At 54.9% G+C, this 22,101-nt stretch carries 17 protein-coding genes; 4 read left to right on the top strand and 13 right to left on the bottom strand.

What is annotated here, in order from left to right; translation table 11 throughout:
* Positions 1–45: 45 nt before the first annotated feature.
* The 3 genes from ABRP30_RS05845 to ABRP30_RS05855 form a co-directional block, all read right to left on the bottom strand.
* Entirely contained in the window at positions 46–924 is an 879-nt protein-coding gene (locus tag ABRP30_RS05845) for an SMP-30/gluconolactonase/LRE family protein (RefSeq protein ID WP_349976405.1), read from the bottom strand.
* Positions 925–950: 26 nt separating this feature from the next.
* Positions 951–1,757, bottom strand: a complete 807-nt coding sequence (locus ABRP30_RS05850; protein WP_267821528.1) for an NAD(P)-dependent oxidoreductase — start codon at positions 1,755–1,757, stop codon at positions 951–953.
* A 143-nt stretch (positions 1,758–1,900) separates the two neighbouring features.
* Positions 1,901–3,139, bottom strand: coding sequence for an OprD family porin (locus ABRP30_RS05855; protein ID WP_349976406.1), 1,239 nt, complete (start codon positions 3,137–3,139; stop codon positions 1,901–1,903).
* A gap of 617 nt (positions 3,140–3,756) precedes the next feature.
* On the opposite strand from ABRP30_RS05855, the gene ABRP30_RS05860 reads away from it, so the two are divergent.
* Complete coding sequence (locus tag ABRP30_RS05860) at positions 3,757–4,605, top strand: hypothetical protein (RefSeq protein ID WP_349976407.1); 849 nt, start codon at positions 3,757–3,759, stop codon at positions 4,603–4,605.
* Positions 4,606–4,841: 236 nt separating this feature from the next.
* On the opposite strand, the gene ABRP30_RS05865 is transcribed toward ABRP30_RS05860, so the two are convergent.
* The 7 genes from ABRP30_RS05865 to ABRP30_RS05895 form a co-directional block, all read right to left on the bottom strand.
* Positions 4,842–6,062: a type II toxin-antitoxin system HipA family toxin gene (locus ABRP30_RS05865; RefSeq protein ID WP_349976408.1), complete on the bottom strand. Its 1,221-nt coding sequence runs from the start codon at positions 6,060–6,062 to the stop codon at positions 4,842–4,844.
* Positions 6,062–6,283, bottom strand: coding sequence for a helix-turn-helix domain-containing protein (locus ABRP30_RS05870; RefSeq protein ID WP_372490412.1), 222 nt, complete (start codon positions 6,281–6,283; stop codon positions 6,062–6,064). The genes ABRP30_RS05865 and ABRP30_RS05870 overlap by 1 nt, the downstream gene beginning before the upstream one ends.
* A gap of 361 nt (positions 6,284–6,644) precedes the next feature.
* Positions 6,645–7,181: a Bro-N domain-containing protein gene (locus ABRP30_RS05875; RefSeq protein ID WP_267821537.1), complete on the bottom strand. Its 537-nt coding sequence runs from the start codon at positions 7,179–7,181 to the stop codon at positions 6,645–6,647.
* 1,795 nt (positions 7,182–8,976) lie between these two features.
* Positions 8,977–11,274 carry a hypothetical protein gene (locus ABRP30_RS05880; protein WP_349976409.1) on the bottom strand — a complete coding sequence of 766 codons (2,298 nt, stop codon included), beginning with the start codon at positions 11,272–11,274 and terminating at the stop codon, positions 8,977–8,979.
* Complete coding sequence (locus ABRP30_RS05885; protein WP_349976410.1) at positions 11,237–12,202, bottom strand: AAA family ATPase; 966 nt, start codon at positions 12,200–12,202, stop codon at positions 11,237–11,239. Before ABRP30_RS05885 ends, ABRP30_RS05880 begins: the two co-directional genes overlap by 38 nt.
* Positions 12,195–14,120, bottom strand: coding sequence for a transposase (locus ABRP30_RS05890; protein ID WP_349976411.1), 1,926 nt, complete (start codon positions 14,118–14,120; stop codon positions 12,195–12,197). Before ABRP30_RS05890 ends, ABRP30_RS05885 begins: the two co-directional genes overlap by 8 nt.
* An 856-nt stretch (positions 14,121–14,976) precedes the next feature.
* A complete protein-coding gene (locus ABRP30_RS05895; RefSeq protein ID WP_349976412.1) occupies positions 14,977–15,636 on the bottom strand; it encodes a hypothetical protein in 660 nt (219 codons plus the stop codon).
* Between the two features lie 265 nt (positions 15,637–15,901).
* Between ABRP30_RS05895 and ABRP30_RS05900 the strand changes: the two genes are divergently transcribed.
* Positions 15,902–16,753 (top strand): hypothetical protein, encoded by an 852-nt coding sequence (locus ABRP30_RS05900; protein WP_349976413.1) that lies wholly within the window; start codon positions 15,902–15,904, stop codon positions 16,751–16,753.
* 74 nt (positions 16,754–16,827) lie between these two features.
* Here ABRP30_RS05900 and ABRP30_RS05905 read toward each other — a convergent pair whose 3' ends face one another.
* The 3 genes from ABRP30_RS05905 to ABRP30_RS05915 all read right to left on the bottom strand — a co-directional run bounded on the left by ABRP30_RS05905 (position 16,828) and on the right by ABRP30_RS05915 (position 19,125).
* On the bottom strand, positions 16,828–17,835 hold the full coding sequence (locus ABRP30_RS05905) for a DNA-binding protein (RefSeq protein WP_349976414.1): 1,008 nt from the start codon (positions 17,833–17,835) through the stop codon (positions 16,828–16,830).
* A 123-nt stretch (positions 17,836–17,958) separates the two neighbouring features.
* A complete protein-coding gene (locus ABRP30_RS05910) occupies positions 17,959–18,720 on the bottom strand; it encodes an NAD-dependent deacetylase (protein ID WP_372490475.1) in 762 nt (253 codons plus the stop codon).
* Between the two features lie 99 nt (positions 18,721–18,819).
* Positions 18,820–19,125 (bottom strand): hypothetical protein, encoded by a 306-nt coding sequence (locus ABRP30_RS05915; RefSeq protein WP_349976416.1) that lies wholly within the window; start codon positions 19,123–19,125, stop codon positions 18,820–18,822.
* Between the two features lie 419 nt (positions 19,126–19,544).
* Between ABRP30_RS05915 and ABRP30_RS05920 the strand changes: the two genes are divergently transcribed.
* On the top strand, positions 19,545–20,447 hold the full coding sequence (locus tag ABRP30_RS05920) for a site-specific integrase (RefSeq protein ID WP_349976417.1): 903 nt from the start codon (positions 19,545–19,547) through the stop codon (positions 20,445–20,447).
* A gap of 116 nt (positions 20,448–20,563) precedes the next feature.
* Complete coding sequence (locus ABRP30_RS05925) at positions 20,564–21,058, top strand: antitoxin Xre/MbcA/ParS toxin-binding domain-containing protein (protein WP_349976418.1); 495 nt, start codon at positions 20,564–20,566, stop codon at positions 21,056–21,058.
* Positions 21,059–22,101: the final 1,043 nt, after the last annotated feature.

Here is a 22,101-nt window from a genome sequence, read left to right on the forward strand (position 1 = left end):
ATTATCTGGTTTCGGGCGTGCGAGTGTGGTTGGCAGTACGGGTGTTCAGCCCCGGCAGGCAGGTTCCTCCAGGCCTTTGACGCCGAGTTCGAAAGCAAAAACGCCCCCGGCCAGCGGCTGGTCGCCGAGGTCGATGCCTGCGGGGCGGATCGAGGTGACGAACAGGGTGTCCAGGTTGGAGCCGCCGAAAGCGCACATCGCTGGCTTTTTGACCGGCACGTTGAGTGAGCGGTCCAGGCGGCCATCCGGTGTGAACCGATGGACCTGACCGGCATCGTTGCCGCAAATCCAGTAGCAGCCGTCCTGGTCGATGGCAGCGCCGTCCGGGCGGCCGGGGAAGGCATGCATATCGACGAACAGCCGCTTGTTGTGGGGTGTGCCACTGTCAATGTCGTAGTCGAACACCCAGATTTTCTGCACGTCAGGGTGCGAGTCCGACAGGTACATGCGCGTGCCGTCGGGGCTGAAGGCCAGGCCATTGGGCACGATCATGCCGTCCTGCTGCAGGTGCAAGCGGCCCTCGCCGTCATGCCGGTACAGCGCGCCGACCGTGGCGCCTTGCTGCATGTCCATCAGCATGGTGCCGGCCCAGAAGCGGCCCTGGCGGTCACAGCGCCCATCGTTGAACCGCATACCGCTGCGGGCATGGTCGACGGCGCTGAGCAAGTGGCTGGCCAGGCTGCCATCGGCCTTGGTTTCAAGCTGGAAGATGCCGCTTTCCATGCCGGCGATCCAGCCCTGCTCAGTGCGCGCTATGCAGGCGATCATCTCGTCGCCTTGCCAGCTCTGGTGCGCACCATCGGGCTGCCAGCGATGCAGCGTGCGGGCAGGAATGTCGACCCAGTACAGGGCTTGTTCGGTGGGGTGCCACACGGGGCTTTCGCCGGTGCCGTTGCGGGCGTCGACGATCAGTTCGCAGTTCATGGCCGGGCCTCCTGAAGCACTGGGTATCAGTTGAACGGTCCGGCAACGGCGAAGGCGCCGCCCTGATAGACCATGCTCGGGTCATCGGCGGCAGGGGCCGGCTGGGCCTCTACCACGTCGCGAAACACCTCGGAGGTGTCTTTAGGCGCGTAGCCCAGGTGCGCGGCATAGCGGTTGTCCCACCATACGGTGCGGTTGTCGGAGGCACCGTAGACGATGGTGTGGCCCACATTGGGGGTGTGCAGCCCGCGTTCGATCAGCTGCACCAGGTCGTCGTAGCTCAGCCAGGTGCACAACATCCGCAGGTTCTGTGGCTGGGGGAAGGAGGAGCCAATGCGGATGCTGACGGTCTCGATGCCATAGCGGTCGAAGTAGAAGCTGGCCACATCCTCGCCGTAGCACTTGGACAACCCGTAGTAGCTGTCGGGCCGGCGCGGGGCGTGGGCGTCGATGCGTTCGTCCTGGCGGTAGAAACCGATGGTGTGGTTGGAGCTGGCGAAGATGATGCGCTTGACCCCATGCTTGCGCGCCGCCTCGTAAACGTGGAACACACCGCAGATGTTGGGGCCGAGGATGTCTTCGAAGGAGTGTTCGGTGGATACGCCGCCGAAATGGAGGATGGCGTCGACACCTTCTACCAGCGCGTGGACGGCGGCCTTGTCGGCCAGGTCGCAGGTCACGACCTCTTCATGCGGGCCCGCAGCAGGTGCCATCGGGCTGATATCGGAAAGGCGCAGGACCTCGGCGTAGCCTTGCAGGCGTTCGCGAAGGACCTTGCCCAGGCCGCCTGCGGCTCCGGTGAGCAGCAGGCGCTTGAGGGGGGTAGTGGTCATGGCCGGCTCTTTTGTTAATTGTTGTAGGTTGTCGTATGACTTGCCTGGATTATCGGCAGTGACTTCCGGGGTTGTCAATGTTATTTCTGTGACCTTGCGGCCCATCGCGAGCCACGGCGCGATGGGCCGCCACGTGCCTGCCTTTACAGCAACGACAGTGGGTAATTGAAGATCAACCGGTTCTCATCGAATTCGTTGTTGCTGTAGTCGCGCCGAATCGAGGAGTTGCGCCATTTAACGCTCAGGTCCTTGAACGCCCCGCTCTGGATCACATAGGCCAGCTCCGTTTCCCGCACCCACTCCTTGCCGTCGCTGACCGACGCGGTGTGCACGTCCTGGCCGCTGATGTAGCGGTTCATCAGCGTCAGCCCCGGCACGCCAACGGTGACGAAGTTGAAGTCATGACGCACCTGCCAGGAGCGCTCGTTGGCATTGTCGAAACTGGAGTTGTAGCTGTCGTTGGCCAGGGTCCCGCCGCTGGTACCGTTGACCCGCATCCAGGTATCGCCATCGACCTTCTGCAGGCCCACCCAGAACGTGTTGCCGCCATATTTGGCCGAGAACATCCCCGAATACGTCTTGTTGTCCAGTTGCCCGGCCTTCTCGGAGCCGTCTTCGCCGCCGTGGAAGTAGCCGAGGTTGGCGCCGAAGGTCCAGCTGCCCACCGGCTGGCTGTGGCTCAGCTGCAGATACTGCTGCTCATAGACGTCCTTGAGCACAGCGTTCCACAGCCCGACCAGGGTGCGGTCCTGGTTGAACTTGTATTCGCCACCGACGAAGTTGAAACGGTCCGACAGGGCGCCGGCGTAGCTCATGTCGTCCATGCTGGCGTCGTTGCGCGGGCTGTTGCCGCGGAACTGCCCGCCGTACAGCGTCAGCCCGGCGATTTCATTGGACGTGATCTGCCCACCGCGGAAGGTCTGTGGCAGCGAGCGGCCATCGTCGGAACGCAGAATGGGCAGCACCGGCATCCACTCGCCGATCTTCAGCTCAGTCTTGGAAATCCGCGCCTTGCCCGCCACCGCCAGGCGCCCGAAGTCATCCGCCGGCCGCCCATCGTCATCCCGTGGCAGCAGGGCGGTGCCATAGGTGCCGCCACCGCCATCGAGCTTCACCGACCACATCCCCAGCACATCCACACCGAAACCGATCGGCCCCTCGGTGAAGCCTGAGCGAGCATCGAGGATGAAGCTCTGCGTCCACTCCTCGGCTTTGCTCTGCGGGTTGCTGGGGTTGGTGAAGTTGCGGTTGATGTAGAAGTTGCGCAGGCCAAGCGTGGCTTTGGAATCCTCGATGAAGCCTGCGGCCACGCTGGTGCCCGGCAAGCTCCCGATCATGCCGGCGCCCAGCAGGGCGAGGGGAAGGGTTTGGCAGATTTTCATTATTGTTGTGCTCCACAAAAGGGTGAGGCAACCCGTCCACCGGGCACGCGAAAGCGGCCTGCGGCAGGAGCGGGTGGGTACGGGCCGGTGAAGGCCGGGTAGGATGAACCGGGTTTACGGCACTAGGTGGCCGTGCGTGATGCAATGGAGGGCGGTGCGAGGCTTGGGTGTAGCGCGATGGGGGTCGACATGGGGAGAGTGTCCACTGATTGTTGTTTTTGTTATGTGTTGTCGTACAACTATGGCGATTTTTTAGCAAGCGCAGGCGGTAATGTCAACGCCTACCGAGGCCAATCACGCCCGGTGTAGTAGCTTTCTGAGAGGCATTTTTGATCAACAGCAGCTCTAGACCGGGCATCCCCCTGCCTTGAAAGAGATACTACGACTAAAGTCGGTGGGAAGGGCGTTGATTGGCCGGTAACCCTGGAATTTTGTGTATTCGGACCGGATCAGGGCGGTTAGACGCGTTATGTTGAATTCATGACCCGGCGAGATTGTTGAGCGCCTCTGCAAGCGTGCGTACCTAGCAGACCCTTCCCCATGAACCATTGCTAACAGGACATGTCTTACTGCCACCATCGACATGATGTCATTTTCACACGCAAGGAGGCTCCATCATGCAATCCACCCCACCTACATCCACCGGTAAGCTGCTGGGCGCCTATGGCTACGGCAAGGCGCTGATCATCAGCATGCTCATCCTGGGCAGCATCTTCTTCGGCTTGGCCGTTTTCGTCGGCTACCAAAGTATCGCCAGCGACCTGCAATTCAACGGACCCAAGCACATCTTCTACTTCACCGTCGCCTTGTTGGCTGTGCTCGGGCTGAGCATGTTCGCGCTGGCCCTGTGGCAGATAAAGCTGCGCAAAGCGCGTTACGAGGTCTACGAAAAAGGCATCTGCCAGATCATCGGCAGCGAACGTGACTACGTGCCTTTCAGCGAGATGAATGACGTGTACCTGTTCGCCTCTGGCCAGACAGCCTTCGCAGGCCTCATCAACAACCTGGCTTATCGGCGCAATGCAAGCGAGCCTTTCCGCCGGGTCAATCCGCACCTCAAGGGCCTGTTCGCCTTTATCGAACAGGTGCGCGACCAGCATCTGAACGAACGGCTGCCAGCGGTATACGCCACGCTTCAAAACGGTGGCGGGGTCCAGTTCAACTATCTCGATACCAAACAGGTATGGGGCAAGCGGATCAGTGGCGACTTCTTTAACGTCACCACCAAGCCCCTGACCGTCACCCGCGACGCGCTCGACATCGATGGCCGTAAGGTCCCGTTGAGCAGCCTGGCCGATGTCGACCTCAATCAGTGGACAGAGTTGGTCGTTATCAAGGACGAGAGCGGTCAAACACTGTTGTCGACCGTCGGTAACGGGATCATGAGCTTCGATCTGTTCCTCAATACCCTGCACAACCTGCTAGACGCACCGCAAGCGCAGGCGGACAACGCCGTCACTGCCTGAGGACAGGCAGCGGAGCCGCTTGGCGGCTCCTGATTGAGTTAATCCTGAATTGAAGCGCTTCGAGGGGGTTGGTGTCTCCGCCAACCGGCCTTATACTCGTCCACGGCCTCGCCCTCGACCACGTGACTGGCTTGTTCCATGTCGGGCACACTTCTGCCCCTTGTCGGCGTGGGCGAGGCCTCTCCCTTATCCAGTTGTCCCCCCCCCGGTCCACGCTCGAATGCTGTGCTTGCAGGTCATTCAAGCAGTTTGCTTGCACCCATGGCCATTATGGCAAGGTCCCGCTCCGGCGCTTCGAGGCTGCGACGATAATGCTCCTCGAGATCCGGTGCCCAGCTCACCACTTCATCAATTATCTCGATGGCCTGCGCCTGGGAGAGCCCATAGTGTTCAACTTGGCTCAACAGGTTTCGTCGTGAAATTTCATGCCCATAACTCCCGATAGCCATTGCCAGGCGTGAAGGCGGGGCCCCATCGGTAGTCGGCACTACGTCATACATCGGCGACAATCGCCAGCAGTCGTTCGTAAACACCACTGCCACATTCTTAGGATGGTCATCATCGTTACCGACAAGAATGTTGAAACAGATCCGCTTGAACAGCTCCTGGCGGTCCGCTTCCGGCACGCCACGGCGGTTCATTTCGTCTACCAGCACCCCGTAATGCCATTTCTTCCAATCCCCCTGCCCGAGCCAGTTGCTGTCGAGCAAGGTCAAGCCGCTTAGCATCGGAACGCGTGAGTATTGGCCGTTAGCTGCCGGCGCTCTGTCAAACCGGTCGACCAGCAATGTGTTGACCCGCCCTTTGTGCAAGCGAACGTTGGCAACATTCAAGCCTTTGTTGGCGGCGAATACCATGCACGCATACTCAAGCGAAGGGATGTCGTAGTTGTCGTGGCGATCCCGAGGTTTGGCCAGGATGAATCTGCCTGCCTCGACCAAGGTACATTTGGGGCGCGCACCACCGAGCGAGGAGCGTTGCTGCAACGTAGCCTTGGTCGCTCTATCCGTGCCAGGTGGGAAGCCGCCCTGGACTCCGTCTGCAAACTGGATGAACGCATCCAGTTGAGTGAGTGTGCCCAGACCTGCCTGGCCGATGCCTTCAGGTGGCACTTTGCTGCTGCCCACCATCAGGCTGCCGGCGCGATCATGGTTGGGCGACTTCTGCAGGTAACTGATAGCGTCCATCTCGCCGCCATGCTCGCGGATGACCAGCCGCTCGCCCCAGCCATCCGGCGCGGCATCCCTGATGAAGCCAGGAAGGCCGCCGTTCTTGGTAATGTTGGTATAGGGCTCCACGCGCAGAGGGTAGTGCAGTGGATCAGGCACCCAGCCCCCTGCCTTGTAATAGTCAGGGCTGTAGACGAACTCACCAACACCCTTTTCCACGGTAAGGCGCCCGAGCGTGGTGATCTCAAGCGATCCAGGTTGCTGGATGTAAATGTACAGTGAAGGCATCAGAAATCATCCTCGGAGATACGCTTGAGACGCACGCGATGCTCGGTGGTGTAGGGCGCGGGGGAGGTCTCAGGGATTTCCTTGAAGACATCGTCAAGCAGGCCGAGATGCCACAGTGCGGTCATATAGCTGCGCATTTCCACAGTCGGCGTACCTGCTTCGATTTTGCTCAGCGTGGTGGTAGACAGGCCGGATTGAGCTGCAAGATCTTTCTGACGCATTCGACGTTCTAGCCGTCTGGTTTTGACCAGAAGCCCGATTTTCGTTAGCCGGTCTGCACACATCAAGGGGAAGGCGAGCATTTTAAGATATTCTATAAGCGTTTTTATCGAAGGTAAGCATGACTATAGCACTGCTTATATGTACTGAAAACCCGAGTGCCGACCCGAGTGTACGGGCAGGCGAATCATGGAGCATACGTCTTCCACTGGATTCGGCAGAGCACTCGAGGTAGGCGGCGAGCCCGTAAGACTTCAGCATTTAACGTCTCTATAAGCATGCTTAAGTGGCTTAAGCATGCTTATAGAGGCTTTTATGAAGAGAGTTGATCGGCATCCGCTACGTGGTGCTCACAGCAGCTCTTTAGACGCCATGCATGCGCAATGCCCGCTGAGCGCACTCGCGCCAGCTCATTTTGCGCTTCGCCATCGGCGAGTGTCCGGCCGCTTCCCCCGCCATCATTACCGGCATATCCCGCATCCTAACCCAGGGCTCACTTTGCCAATACAACAGCGTCGCCGTACGCCCGCCTGGCCAACACATCTGTCCAAGTCGCGGCACATCCTCGAATGCTGCCGCCTGCCCATCGCGCAGAACCGCCACCACCTCATGCGTCAGCCACCAGCGCAGGTGGCGATTCTCCGGAATGTGATGATGCGCCAATAAGGTGTAGGCCCCGGATTCGCTGACCATCATGGTCTCTTTACACTGCCCATAGCGCAGCAGTTGCACGTTGCGGTACTGGTCCGGGTCGAGTTTGCGAATGCAGTGTTCATCGAAGAAGCGAGCGCTCAGCCGGCCTAGTTCGTGAGCGCAGAACCAAGCTTGGGATTCGAGCCAGAGCGAGTGGAGGGGGCGGTTGTGGCGGGTGAAGAGGATAGGGGTGTGAAGGTCAGGCATGGCCGGCCTCCGCAATCTTTAAAGACTCGAGCAGGTGTGGTGCATGTGGGGAAGGTACGGTATTGCTAGGCCTGATAGGCATTTCCTTTACCTCTACGTGATTTCAGCTTTCTTAGGGCTGGGTGTCGGGAGCTAAGAAATCCCACGTAGCGGACCGGACGTATTCCCCTTGCGGGTCTTGTATTAGTCCGCTCCCGACATAACACGTTTTCTGCGCGCAGGATTAAACCACAGGCAAAAAAATGCCGCATCTGTCGGGGCGGATTGACCGCTACGTGAGGCGTTTCTTAGGCGCCGCGGAGAAAGGTAAATCGATCAGACGAGCCCGTCAAACTCAAAAGCTGTAGTCCTTTTCTGAACTTCTTTGTTAGGCTTTTTTGCTTTGGCTGTGGTTGCCGGGATATATGAGGGTAGGTTTAAGATTAAGTTTCCAAGTTTGAGCTTGCGGAGTGCTTAATCAAAGCTCCTGATCTGCCATAGGTAACAAACTCAATTGCCGAAAAGAGCTCAGGTAGCCTGTATTGCCTCAATAAAAAGGGCTGCCTCTTGGCAGCCCTTCGTAGGTTTTCATCGTGCTGTGAACCGGTGCTGGATTCTAGAGCGCCTAGCGTGGAGATTTTTTCAGCTGGCTTGAACTGATTTTTCTGGAAGCTTGAATAATGAACGTAGGATTTCGTTTGGTGCTGAACAGGGCAAGCTCCAAATGAGGTCACTCGAAGCGTAGGCTTCACGTTTCGGCCCGTACGTGCGTCTTGGCAATTTCGATCATGCGCTTGACATTCTACAGTACACTGCCCTTGCCTATTTTTCCGGTTGGTACTGCAGCCGGTCGCGACCTGCCAAAATGACCTGGCGCCCTGCGTACTCTTCATTTCTTTATATCAAATGGCCGCTGTCGGCCAAGACTAAGTTCTTCTCGCCTAGAGGTAGATGGTCGTCAACGGTGACATCGGTCATGTAGGGCGCCGTCTCCGCAAGCGCTGTCTGGCATCTGGAACGATGCACGCCTTCATGCCGTAGTGCCGTCGCTTGACTTTTTGGCCTGACGCATTCGGGTCGTACTTAGCGCTCTAATTCTTGATCAAACTCAACGCATAAACAGCGTGGGATCGACAATGATTCACTTGCGCTGCGAAAAGCCGCCTCGCCCAGGTGACAGTCAATCATCACCGGAATCACGGCGGCATATACCCAGCGGGTGATGAAAATTGAGGGATTTCGAATTATTGGCAACGTGCTCAAAATTCACTCCGGTGAGTTGGCGCGGGGTTAAGGTCTCGCACCGCGTCTTCGTGATTGAGTAATCGCTATTACCGGATCGGATATACGTGAAACATACTAATCAATGGAGGTCAGACGACAGCCTTTGCCCTAGGGAAGTGACGCTCGATCATGGTAATCAAACCCTTTTGCAGCACCACCTGGTCTATTGGGAAGCCTGGGAAGCGCGACTAGACTATATCACCAGGTTCGGTAATTCTTTCGGAAGATTTACCTAGATTTATAGGAGGCCAAAATAAACGGGGTTGAATAGCTTGGCACCTAATTACCTTGAAGCGGTCTGCGATATTGACCTTGTTCGTTCAACTAATCGCTTGTCCATCTGCAGTGATGAATATGGCTGAGACAGGCGTCAGGGAGGGATGTGAAAGGAGAGATGCTAGTGTCAAGATGTCATGGGATTTCCAATCAGCACTGCATTGATTGTGGGTTGACGAGGCTACCTGCCTGAGAATCAGAGAGGGCAGATGGAGCGCAGGGAGATGAAAATCGCTTAACGTTCGGGTGGGCTGTCCTACTTACGGCGTTGAGTGGTTGAATTTGTGTTATCTAGTATTGCTTGAACATCCTCTCTTTTCAGAAGTGGATGGCAAAAACCGTAGTCGGTCACCCGATAAAAGGTAATCTTTTTTTGCTTCGCTAAAAAGCTGACATACGGAGCAGACAATCCTAACATTCTTGATGCATCAGAAAGGGTGCAATATTCACTCATGAAAAAACTGACTTTTTTAACGTCATCTTGATCTAGGAATTCAAGATTATTGAATTTAAGCGGGTGGACGAAGCCCTTTGCGATAAAACGCCTGCAAAAGCTTATGCGGGTAAGGTTGTAATTATCGAGGAGCTGAGTCAGCGGTGTCAGAGTGGCTAGCTTTGCTTTGAGAGCAGTAATCTCATCTTGCGAAATCTTCATGTATGGACGATACAGTTTAGCTCTGGCTGGTCGAATTTCTTCCCGGGCAATACGCTGCATGTCACTGTATTTAATTGCTACTGCTTTAGCTGCATCCCGCAATGTGACTAGTTTGTTTTGTAAGGCGCAGATTCCGAAAGTGTCATTTGTGGGGTTGAGCAGTGTTTTTAGATTTTTGGGAAGCTGGCTGCGGTCATAAACTGTTATGGAGTGTCCATTTGCAAGCTTTCCTGATATAGCGCTCACATTGTGTTCTTCTAGGATGCAATGCAATTTATTGTGTGGAAGGCCGTATTCTTTGCTGAGAGTACGGGGAGTGGCGTAACGGTCATAAAAATTGTTTACGTCATCTAATAAAAACGTACGGGTATTCTGAAATGAGCATTGAATCAAGCCAATGTCTCGGTAAAAGATGACCGTATTGCGATTCGTATTGAGGATTGAAGCCGCTTGGTCGAGATTACAGGTTCTAAGATTTGCCATGAAGCAGCGGCGAACTTTTTTCTTTCCCTTCAGAGAGTTGGTTTTTTTGGGGATCGTAGAAATCGCCAGAGAAACTGCTTCGACATCTTCGGAACGGATGAGGAATGGATGGTCTCTTCGGCAAAAAACGGGCTTAACGGTTTCGCAACGATTAAGCGCTGTGATCATTGCATAGATAGATATTTTGAATTGGGAGGCAAGTGCGCGAGTGCTTACGTATGATTTTTGAAAGGCAGTTACGTCCTCTTTCTTGTAATAGGGGGATGTGCGAATTGTGGTGGTTGGTATCAATATTTTCTGACGTGATAAGACGTGGAGATGATGGGCTGACAGGCCAAGCATTTTGGCGGCGGACTTTAATGGATAGCAGGTTGAAATAATGGTTCTCTCAAATTGGTTTCTTTGTTTTTTGAGGTATGCTCTGAATTTATCAAGTGCTATGGTAATCTGTGTAACTTCAATCCCGTCAAAGCTATGTTTGTCGTACTCTGGATGCATTTTCACAAATTGAGCCCATAGAACTGTACCAACACCAAGTATCACTCTCAAAGCGTTGTCTCTGATCGGCTTGGTCGGGAGGTTTTCATTTGATATGACACTTTTTGCAGGAAGATTGTCTAGGAGATGTGCAAGATGAGGATGTTTTTTCTTCAACTTGAGACCAAGGACTTCGGCCTGCGTGGAGTCAACCGAATCCAAAATAGTGGGAAGTAATTTCGCCAATCTTGAAGAGTCATTAAAGACTATTGCTGAGGCCGCATCGAAAATTAGGTGGCTTGCACGGTTTACTTTGTTTCCTGGGATCCCAAGCATGGAGATTGCTGAAAGGAGTTCATTAAGCTTTTTCTGGTCTTGTTGCTCAAGTATTTCCAGCAAACGCTTTTCGGGGAGGCATTCATCCTCCGAGCATGTCGGAGACTCCCAAGTGGCACCGCAAGTACAGCTTTGATGGCCAAGATGTCTCAACCTGAGAGTGCGTTTACAGCTTGGGCAAGTATCCAGCAGCTTACGTTGATGTATTGGGCAGTAGCTGCATAGGCAAAAGTCATTTATATGATGAAAATACTCAGCTTTCTGACAGTCACTGCATGCTGGAAAATGATTAGATCGTAGTAGGCGTCTGCCGACTTTTAGTTTTCCCAGTAGAAAGCTACCACCTGGCTCATCCGCATTGGCTAATGAGTAGAACCCGTTATGAATGCGGGTTTGTAAATTTGGCCCTACCTGGGAAAGCATCAGCGATTCGTAACGGTTACCCTGAACAAGGGATTTGCCATGTGCATTAAAGCCGTAACCAAAAAATCCCGCAGTTAATTTTGAGACAGAGCTGTAGCCGTTCATGGTAGCCAGCCGTCGGATAATGCTGCTGGGGCTCTCGTTAAGCATTGGTAAAGGAATGTAATTCAGTGTTTTCATTTTTTCTTCCAATTTTTTCATAGGCTGATGACAAGGCCAGATCAAAAGGGTTCGGGCTCATGCAAATCCTCAGGTCTATTAACCGAGACGCTTGAATGAAGTCACTGAGCTCCAACGACAGTCGTTGACGAGCAAGCATGTTTTGGATTGCCCCATGGATGATCATCCTGATGTATTCCAAGCTGCCCGATGATGCGACATACAGGCGGACGGCGATGTCTGAGTCGGTCAGGTGGGCCCCGGAGCGAAGCAGCCCGCGGGTATAAAGCTGTTCGTCAAGGCTGCTCAGTAATACCATGAAGTCTGAACTACGATCCTCACTGAAAGCTAGATAGTTCAGTTCAATAAGAAAAGGAAAGCGTCGAGCCAAGGCAGCTCGTTGATTCAACAAAACCTTGCATTCAGGCGTACCCGCCAGCACGAAGGGTGTCATGGTTTCGTTCATCAGGGTGATGAGCCAATCGATAACAGTACCGCGTGTTTTTTCGGCTTCGGGTCTGGCCAGGTGATGGAACTCATCCAATTCGCATACTGAGACTCGGCAGGTTTTCAGTAATGCCATGAGGCGGTAATTCAGCTCCACCGTATCGCCTCGAAGATCCGAGCTGCCCAGTTCACGCACGAGTGTTTTGGCAAAGGATTTTACGGTGACAGGCGACGGCACGCTGCAGTAAAAGGCAGGCCGAACCGTGATGATGCCATTCGGCTTAATGAGTTCGTAGGGAGCGCCGAACGAATCCCGGAACAGTTTAAGCAGCGTTGATTTGCCACTGCCTGACGGACCTACGACCATGGCGGACGTGGGGATACCCCGTTGTCGGGCGGTCTCCACGCTTTTTTGCAGCATGGTGTAGGCATGCAGGTAGGAGGGGAACAAGACGAGTTGTTGTGCGAAGTCGCGCAACCATTGGGTATCTGTATTACTCATGGCGCACCTGGACTGTAGTGATGGACGTAAGTGGGACACCTTCGAGCAGTGTGATCGGTGGAAGGGGGGTAAGGCCTGTGAGCTTGGTTTGCTCAAGCGCTGAGGCACTGGCTGGAATGTCTACCGGTTCCTGAACGCCAGGCTTCTGGCTCTCAGCCAAGCGCGCCAAACGTTTTTGTGCGGCTTTGCTTTGGTCGTTGCGCAACTCAAGGATGTATTTGACTCGGCGCTCGCGGGCTGACTTGAAGTCAAAACTCTTCCGCTCACTGCGCAGTTGCTTGAGCACCACACGATGCAGCTGCATAGTTAGGCCGTTCTGATAGTCCGGATCGACGGCTTCGATTTGAAAAAGTTCTTCAGGCCGGTCCGGATGGGAGATCCAGACGTTACCCAGATCGCTAATGTCGAAGAACACCGCGAGCCGGACCCTCTTGGGCCCTCGCGTAGCCAGCGCTGGGACTGCTGGCCCGGTCCATTGAAGGTTTGAGAATCCGATACGGCCGTTAGTGGGGAGGGCCGTTGTTTTGCTCCAGAACAAGCGCTGGACATCCTCAGAATCGTACCTTTTCGGCGGGAAACTAGGATCAAGCAGCTTATTCCAAGTATTGATTGGTGAGTCATTGAGCGAGCGATGGAGATCCTGATGATAAGTGTCGAGAAATTTGACGAAGCCTTCCTTCAATTCATCAATGGTATACGTAGCATTTTTTTCTGAGTTGTAATCTCCCCTTTCGTCAGGGTCAGAAAAAGTGGTGCCGCTGAGTTTATGAGCAAAGCGGATATTGTGAGTTTTGAACCAGCGCTCAACGAAAGGCTTCTGATCGGGCGTATAGGGTTCACAATAAACGACCTTGGAACCAAGCAAATGCATGATGTACCCGATTTTTTTACCAGCGAATTCACTACCGTTGTCCATTACGTAGGTAGTCGCCAGGCCCGTGGTCGCGCCTTCGGGGCTGAGAGAGTTTTTGAGTGCGCGCAGTGTCTTTTCAATGCAGGGTGGATTGATGGAAATGTCCCATCCAACAACCACGCGCGAGCGGACATCGAGCAATACTGTGAGCCATGCCCGGCCTATGACGGTGCCACGACTGTTGACGACCACAACGTCAATCATCTGAGTGTCACATTCAACGCGATCCAGCAATTGGGGTGGTAGTTGGGTTTTCTTACTGAATTTTTGCTTCTTGATTGCGCGTTGCCGACCCAGTTGGGCCAGATCTTTCTCGTACTTGTCATATTGCTGGATAATCCGCCAGATGGTCGAATTGCTGGGCACGTTCAATTGGTCCGTAACGGGTCGCTTGCTGTTCAAGTCCTCCAGGCTGCATTGGATGACATCGGTGATTTCCACGATGCTGTGTGGCAACTCGATGAAATAGAGTTCACGTACCCAATAATCAATGATTTCAGCGACTACGTTAGGCTGACGGTCGAGCAGTCGACGTTGACGTTGCAAAGGCGAGCGAATCAATGCCAAAGGGCTACCGCCGGATTGCCGATAGAGCACCATCCAACGGTACACCGAACCGTAGCAAGGAGGATGCGGGTCACCGAGTTCTTCAGCGGTTTCACGGATCAGCGAAACGGTCGCTGGGCGCGGCAACCGACCTCCGAGCTTGGCTTCAGCCGAACGGACATAGTGAAGCCGTTTATCGAGATCACGCCGTTGGTCATCAGTAAGGTCGGCGATGATACGCTTTACGTTATGTTCCAGCGGTGCATCTTGCATGCGGAACAGATTGCCGCGTTCAAACGCTTGCCGCAGGCGGTCAATCGTGTGAATCGCGATATGGGTGCGCCTTGCCATACTGCGCAATTGTGCGCGCTTGTCATCCACTGCTATGACGACATACACCTCGGTATAAAGCCGCCACTGCTCACCAACCTGCATATTGAAAGTATTGCTGGTGTCCATGATCTGCTCTCGATAGCTGTAGAAACGATCGTGAAAACATTCATGTCAATACTGCGTTAAGCATTGGAATAAAATCTTTCTTTGCTAGTCTTGTCTCCCGTAAATTTAGTGATAACGCCGAATGGGGCGTTCACTGTCGAAACGAACACGTAGGGGGATAGTCCCAGGTTTAGGCTGCCTTCGTATAGAGTTAACGAGGCAGCCTCTATCGTGTTGTCGCTGTTCTAGCCCGCTACAACCGGAGTGCCAACTGAGCGACTGTTGATCGATCTGTTTGACACCCTCATAGATCAGCAATATAAGCGTTGCACGCCGCGAGCGAACGCCTAACTCATGCAGTATCCATTGAATATACTGGAAGCGTCGATCGAGATCTCGTCGTTGAACTTTGCTGAGGGCTCGGCGGGCATACATTGTTTTATGCCCTTGGTATACGATGACAGTAGATCCTAAGCTACCACGCTCAAAAGTTTTCCGCAGATGGTCCAATGTCTGAAGCGCAGTGCAAGGTTTTCCGGTAATGATGCGGGAAGGAACCTGACTTCCAAACGTATCCAGCATTGTCCGTAACCCCTTATTTTGCCTATCTACACCTTGAGCGATTTTAATTTCGTAGCAGTGGTTGTGAGCCAAATGCATAGACATTGCGATCATGTTAAGACGAGCAAATAACAAAGGTAAAGTTCGAGTAAGTGCGCTGTAGGCTGCATGTGGAATTGGCCCTTTGACGTTTCCTTCGAGTTTCATGCAATCTTTCATGATGTGTACTCGGAAAAATTTGGGCGAAGTGTGCCAAGGTGATCCAAATGTTTGGATCACCTTGGATTTATGCTAAGTGATGCACAAGGAAGTATCGTTAATTAAGCCATACCATGGTTCTGCCTGTGACAGGCTTGCGCAAATTGCAATCAATGGCCCTGTAGAATAGTGCGTGTGCAATCTCCTTTGCCTCATAGATGTGGTGCAATAGCTGATGCAGCGGAATTGCTTTGTGCTGCTGGGCCAAATATCGTTGGATCGATGCGTCCGCCTGCCCAGTGCTGTTGTACCCACGGTGATACAGGTAATCCAGATTGACGGCACGAATTGGATGGTAGAAGTGGCGCATCGGCAGGCATTCCAAAAGACAGTCGTGTTTAGCCAGCAAATCAGTAATTCGCCACAGTCTCGACCTGATCCTCACGCACTCAAAGCTATCGTCGTTTTTTACTTCAACTAACTGTTGGGCACCGCTGATGTAGGTCACCTCGAAGTCCGGCGTGTAGCGAAATTTTGAGCACTTGAAGTTCAGGGTGTATGGATGAATTTCATACCGCACAATGTCGGCCCTACGTTCCAGCTCTAAGCAAAATGCTGCTTCGAGCAGTGATTCACACATCAGCGGCGCATTGTTTTTCTTTGATGGAAATATGGTGACACGGCTACCGTGCCGACCATGTCGCGGCAGACGGCTCGAGGTGAGGGTGGCAATGTGCTCTAGCCGAGCCCTGATATTTTCATGATAAATAGAAGACATTTTTAACCTCCGGCCTAATAGAGATTATTAATTCTTGGAGAATGTCGAGATCTGGATCCTGAGTGTCGACACTTTCAAGTAATGCTTTCTATGGGTGTCATTATGAGGTGTATTATCGCTTTTGGCTTGGGGGCAAAATATGACCCTGAAGGGGCGTTGCTCATTTTCCGCGCAAGGCTCTAGCTCGGGGAGGCTATCGAAATTTTGTGCATTTTAAATTCCGCGCAAGGAGGTTCGCACAGCGTACGTAATGGAGGTGTACATCATGTCGTCCCAGAAGATTCGATCGCCGGGCTCTCTGTTGCGCAGTAGGACATTGTTTTACGCTACAGCAGAAGCGATGGGGTGCGCCCCTACCCCATGCAGCATGGCAAAACAATGGCATCAAATTCGGCAATGGAACGATAGCCTGTCACTATGGAAGCGACTGCGGCGCGGTTTGCCGCTCGGAGCGGCAAATCAAAGCTTGCTTTTTGACCACTTCCCACAGCTCCGTCAGCTGTTTGAAAATCCTCTGTTCACACTCGATCCCAAGGTGAACGAGTGGGATGACTTGGCAGAGACAATTTGCATCGGTGGAAAGCCACTCGGTAGTTATTACGGCAAACTCAGCGAACTGTTGTGCGACCGTGTAGATTGGCCATGTCTACCCGTCCACTTGGTGTTATTGCAGACGCAGGGCACCCGCTTTCAAGCTCATCGAATGTGGCTGGAGGCAAATCTCGTGGCCATGGCTGGTTTATGTCGACTTCAACGCCCCATTTCTAACGTCCGCCATGAGCTCGACGCGCTTCTCTTTTCGGCACTCTTTGGCACAAGTCCCGCCTCGCACGTCAAGTGTCAATCCTGCCTCGCGAGGTGGATGCCAGTTGAAGAACTTTTTAATCATTTGCAGCGCGGGCAGTGGTTGCATGCCGATGATCAGCAGCTCGCGCTGCTTATCTGGAACTTTCGCGAGGAGCTACAGCGCGAACTGGATATTGGTCCCCATAGGCTGCTGAGCGAAACCAAAAGTGGATTGCCTCGTTCCCTCCGGAAAAAGTGGTGCCGGAAATGTGCGCAGTGGCGGGATCATCCAGTCCAACTTAATGGGTTCTGCTGCGAGTATGCTCACTAAAAGGTCAGGGTAAGAGCGCTGCGGGTAGCAGGGGTACTTCGAACAGGCAGCTCAATTGCAGTCCCGCCGCCCAATCACTGGATGGCGTCATCCGGGGAAGGGCATTGTCGGGCTCCACCTGTAGCGCTGGGTAGGCGAGCCAATAGTTGATGCACCTGCTGCAATTGGCGCGAGAGATCGCGAAGATTGCGGCGATCCTGGCGACGATCGAGCAAATAGCGATGAGCGCGTTCCCGTAAGCTGGCCTCTTCAAGCTGCAGCAACTGCTCCCGTTGTCGCAATTGACTGAGGACTGTGTTCAGCTGCTCGTGGCTCGCTTGAAGCTGCTGGACCTGTCTCTGCTCGGCCTGCAAGGCGAGGCGATGGGCGCTATGTTCAGCGTTTTGCCGCTCCAGATCACGGTATAGGTGGGTCAACTCTTCCTGCTTGCTCGTCAGTTGCTCCTGCAGACGCCGCTGCTCATGCTGGAGGTGCTGTACCTGTGCTTCATGGCGCTGGATGTCAGCTTCTCGTTGCTGACGGCTTTGCTCGCGGAAGTGCATCAACGACTCGCGCGCCTGTTGGTACTTTTCTTCCAGCGACCGAAGCTGTTCGTCGCGATCGCGCACGGCTTGCTGGAGATGGGATTCAGTGGCGAGCAGTCGCTGCCGGTCTCCCTCCAGCTGTTCGATGCGCGTGGCAAGGCTGCGCTCTTGCTTGCGAGCTTCCACGCGTTCCTCTAGAAGCAATTGATGGTTTTTTTTCAACTCATCATGGCGGGCGCTGTCGACCTGACGTTGCTGCTCGTAAGCCAGTTTCTGCCGCTCAAGGCGTGCCCGGTCGGCGCTGACCGCGGTTTGTGCATCTGCCGCGAGACGCTGAACCAGACCTTCGATATAGGCCTGGACTTCCTCGTTCAAAGTCACCGCAGGCGGTCGCGGCTCTTCACTCGCTAGTTCGCGCAGATAGCGGTTGATGGTGGTTTTCGAACCCGTGTCGCCCAATTCGACCCGCACTGCGTCAATGCTCGGCGCCTCACCCCGGGCGAGGAGGGCATCTCGCGCAGCTTGCACCAGCGCTTTGTTGATTCCACTACGGGCCATGGCGTTGATCCGACAGGAAGGTTCTTACACAGTATGGTGCAAACCGAATGCGCTGCTCCGGTCGCAGCCACTGGGAGGGCAGGGTAATTCCTGTAGATTAACGGTCCGTGGAGAGCGGATTAGCTAACTGGCTAGCGCCCGTTCGAGCAGGGTGGGCAATACCTGTCCGGCATCGCCAATCAACATCACCTCCTTGGACTTGTCCATGCCGACATCGATCGGGTTGATGTGAATGACCACAGCTCCGCTCGCCAGAGCAAGATCGGGCAGGCTGGCCGCTGGCATGACCACGCCGGAGGTGCCGATCGACAGCAGCACGTCACAATGGCGTGCCGCCTGTACGGCGGCTTTCCAGGCCCCCGTCGGCAGGTCTTCGCCGAACCACACGACACCCGGACGCAGCCGGCCATTGCAGTGGGTACAGCGCGGTGGTTCGACTAGTTCGCCCTCCTCGGAGACGGACTGCTCAACGCTGCTAAGGCCGGCGGCGCGATGGCAGGCGAAACACTTTGGGGTCATCAGACTGCCGTGCAGGTGCACGACGCCCTGGCTGCCGGCACGCTCATGCAGGTCATCAATGTTCTGGGTGATCACGGTGACCTGCCGTCCGCTGACAGCCAGGCGGGCGATCGCATGGTGCGCGGCATTGGGCTGGGCTTGTAGCATTTGCTGGCGACGCCACAGGTACCAGCCCCAGACCAAGGCCGGGTTCGCGCGAAAGGCCTTTGCCGTTTCCAGGCGCTGGGGATCGTGGCGTGACCACAAGCCGGTCAGCTGATCGCGGAATGTCGGGATGCCGCTTTCAGCGGAGATCCCTGCACCGGTGAACACCACGATATGGCGCGACTGCCGCAAGGCGGTCGCGGCCACTGCGAGTCCGTCGATCATAAGCTGGTCTCCTCAGCTGTAGCCTTGATCACCCTGGAGTCGGGAGCTGCCACGCCTACCCACAGCGGTGACAGCTGGGCGGGAAGAGGGCGGCTGTCAGCTACCATCGTGGAACCAATCGTGGCGGCTGACCAAGCCCAACTCGTCCTCGCCGGGGCAGGTGTCAGCCTCGAACAAATGGAGGGTCCGCCGCTCCTGCTTGAGGTAGGCGAGGGTGGCAAAGAAGCAGCGCTCACACAGGTGCACTTCATAGCGCTCACCAACATGCGCCGTCCGATAGCCCCACTGCGCCTCCAGCCTGCCGTAGTGCAGGTTGCCGTTTGCCAGCCGGGTGGATTCGCTGCAGACGTCACAGCGGACATCGGTCACCGCTTCGCATTCCACGCGTCCGAGGATTTTCATGGTTCCTGCCTCGCTGGCCATCGTTCTTTAAGCGTAGAGCGCAGGGAATGTCTGCGTTGGCCATCGGTCGCGTATGACCGGGGCATGGCGGGCAGTGGCTTTGCCGCAGAGCATAAATTGCGTTGGCTACACTGAGAGAAGCGGACGCCCCGCGTGGGCTGAGCCGAGCGCTTCCAGGCGGTGATCCCGTGCCTACGGCGCGTGTTCGACGCGAGCACGCGGCAGGGCTGTTACAGCAGGGCAGGCGCTGTTACACCGCATTTTTTCGTACTGTTCAAGCGGTACGAAATTACAGGTGTACAAACAACCGCCGGGGGCGCCTCAAACCTCCAATCCTGAGGTGTGAGAAGCCTGCATTCTCAAACCCCAGGCGAGAATTGGTCTCTCAGCGAAGAAATGAGTGGTACGGAGGGCGGCGCATGAGCGATCCCGAGCGCTATCGGCAAGCGGCCCGACGCGAGAGCACCGCCCGCCGCTATGCGCGGGTCATCGAGCATTTCGAGGTGGAGTGGGGCGGCCTGCTGCCGGCCAGTCACGCCAGCGTCGGCCGCTACCTCGCCGAGCATGCCGAGCACTTTTCCCCCGGCACGCTGCGGACCCATCTGGCGGCTCTGGCCCACTGGCACTTGCAGCATGGCTTTGTCGATCCGACCAAGGCCCCGACGGTGCGTGAGGTGCTGCGAGGGATTCAAGCGTTGCACACGCGGCCTGCCGTACAGGCCGAGCCGTTGCAACTGCGGGAACTGGAAGCCTGTATCCAGGTACTGAAAGGTGAGGAGAAGTGCGAGCAACCTGCTATGCGTTTACGTGCATGTCGCGATCGGCTGTTGCTGTTATTGGGCTTTTGGCGTGCGCTGCGCAGCGACGAGCTGTGCCGCTTGCGCATCGAGTTCACCCGGCTCGAACCGGCGCAGGGGCTGACATTGTTTCTGCCCAGCAGCAAGACTGATCGCTCTAACCTGGGGCGACAGCTGAGTATGCCGGCGCTGAACCACCTGTGCCCAGTACAAGCCTATGAAGACTGGCTGATTTGTAGTGGGCTGTGTGAAGGTCCATTGCTACGCAACGTCGACCGTTGGGGGCGGTTGGGTGAGGGGCTACATAGTTACAGCGTGTCCCGAATCCTGCGGCGGATCTTGCAGCGCAGTGGGCTGGAGGCGTTGGGTTTCAGCGGACATTCGCTGAGGAGGGGGTTCGCCACATGGGCCAGTGCCAATCAGTGGAGTGCCAAAGCACTGATGGACTACGTGGGATGGCGCGATGTGCAGTCCGCCATGCGCTATGTCGACGCGGATACCCCGTTTGGAGCGCTGCTGCGCTAAGAGGTCACGGGTATGTGTTCACTCAGGGCTTCACACGTACCGCATCGACTAAGCATGTAAGCATGCAGGAACAGACCTGGTGAACATTGCAGCGTTTGAAGAATAACGAGGAGGCTATGGCAGTGAAACAGAGCGGTTTTGTTAGTTCGGGGACGCAGCCAAGTTCGGCGGAGCGCCAGAGCTGTAAGCCGACGGCTTATTTGATCGGCAATCAGCCGGTACCGCCCAGCTCACTGCAGGTATTCCTACTGGTGCGTGCTGGCTTCGCATTTAAGGATGTGAAAGCTATGGTTTCGTCATCAGTGCTCTACTCCAGTGCTGACATCTTGGCGCGGGTGGTTGGAGGGGCTATTCGCACGGCTCATCGTAAAGCGCTGGAGAGTGGAAAAGCCCGATTGAACGCTCAGCAAAGCGCGGTCGCTTTTCAATATGCCCGGGCACTTGAGGATGCAATAGTGGTTTTCGGCTCCCAGCCACAGGCAGAAGCATGGCTCGGGCGGCCATGCCGGCATCTTGAAGATTGCGTGCCGTTGGATATGGTTGAAAACACAGTTGGCTTCCAAGTCGTCGAGTCGTATCTGCAAAGGGTAGAGATGGGTGTCTATCAATAAGGCTCGGCCTCACCAAAAGGCCTGTGGCTGGCGTTCGGCATCATGGAAGTTATTGGCTGAAGTTCAACAAATTGAGCTTGGAGCAGTTTTGATTACTGGCCCGAACACGCTCGGATTTAACGAGCGTGTTCTAGGGGGCTTGCTCATCTCGTTGAAGATTTACTACTACCTTCCCGATCATGTTCCGGGAGCTTGTCAGGTCTATAGCTGCTCCGGAACTCCTGAGGGGGAATAGGTTGATTGATGGTGGCATGAACTCGCCATCTTCAAGCTTTTGGAAAATAGAAGTCCAAGCTGCGGATGCTTAATCTCTGCATTCGTCATGAAAATATCGAACGTCCACTCCGATTAGAGAAGAACTCTTTAGCAGTGGTAGATTTGCCGGAAATGCAGGAATCGCGCCACCCGTAGCCGAGAACCAAATGTCGACCGCTTTTAGCCAGAGAGCGAGAGTAATGCTGCATGTGCTCCCCGCATACAGGATCAAACACGACGTCAGCATATCCTCTAGGGAAGCGCATCTTCATGAAGCTAAACTGCCGTTTTACTAGGTATCGCGCTTCTTTCAGAAACGTTTGGTGCAGCTTGTCCAGCAGTTTTTTATATGAGGATTATTCGAGTTACTATAGTGCGCTTTCCCTTGGTATTCTCTCGGGCTTTTTTTTGCTATCGGTTGTATACCTAATAATCCTCAAGTTGTTGTGCGTAGTCGCGCAACCATTGGGGATCTGGATTACTCATGGCGCACCTGGACTGCCGAAAACTGGGAAGAATGCTAATCGCGGGCTGAGACCATCCCTTAATGAGTTGCTTAGGGATCCGATCCCTTTGAATGGGTCGAAAGACACATGCTAGAGCCACGGAAAACCCGAAATTTTCGGAACGAGCGTTGGTCAGCCTAGCTACGCTCCCGCTCCCGCTCGATTGAGCTTGGTTTCATCCCTTTCTCAACGGGGGAGTTGTAAAAACAGTGCACCTTGATTTTGCCTAGCTGAACGCCTTGCTTACGGGCGGTGAGGCGCCTGAATTCCAGCTTGACTCAG

Origin of the sequence: Pseudomonas sp. WHRI 8519 (assembly GCF_040224055.2) — a bacterium.
GTDB lineage: Bacteria > Pseudomonadota > Gammaproteobacteria > Pseudomonadales > Pseudomonadaceae > Aquipseudomonas > Aquipseudomonas putida_X.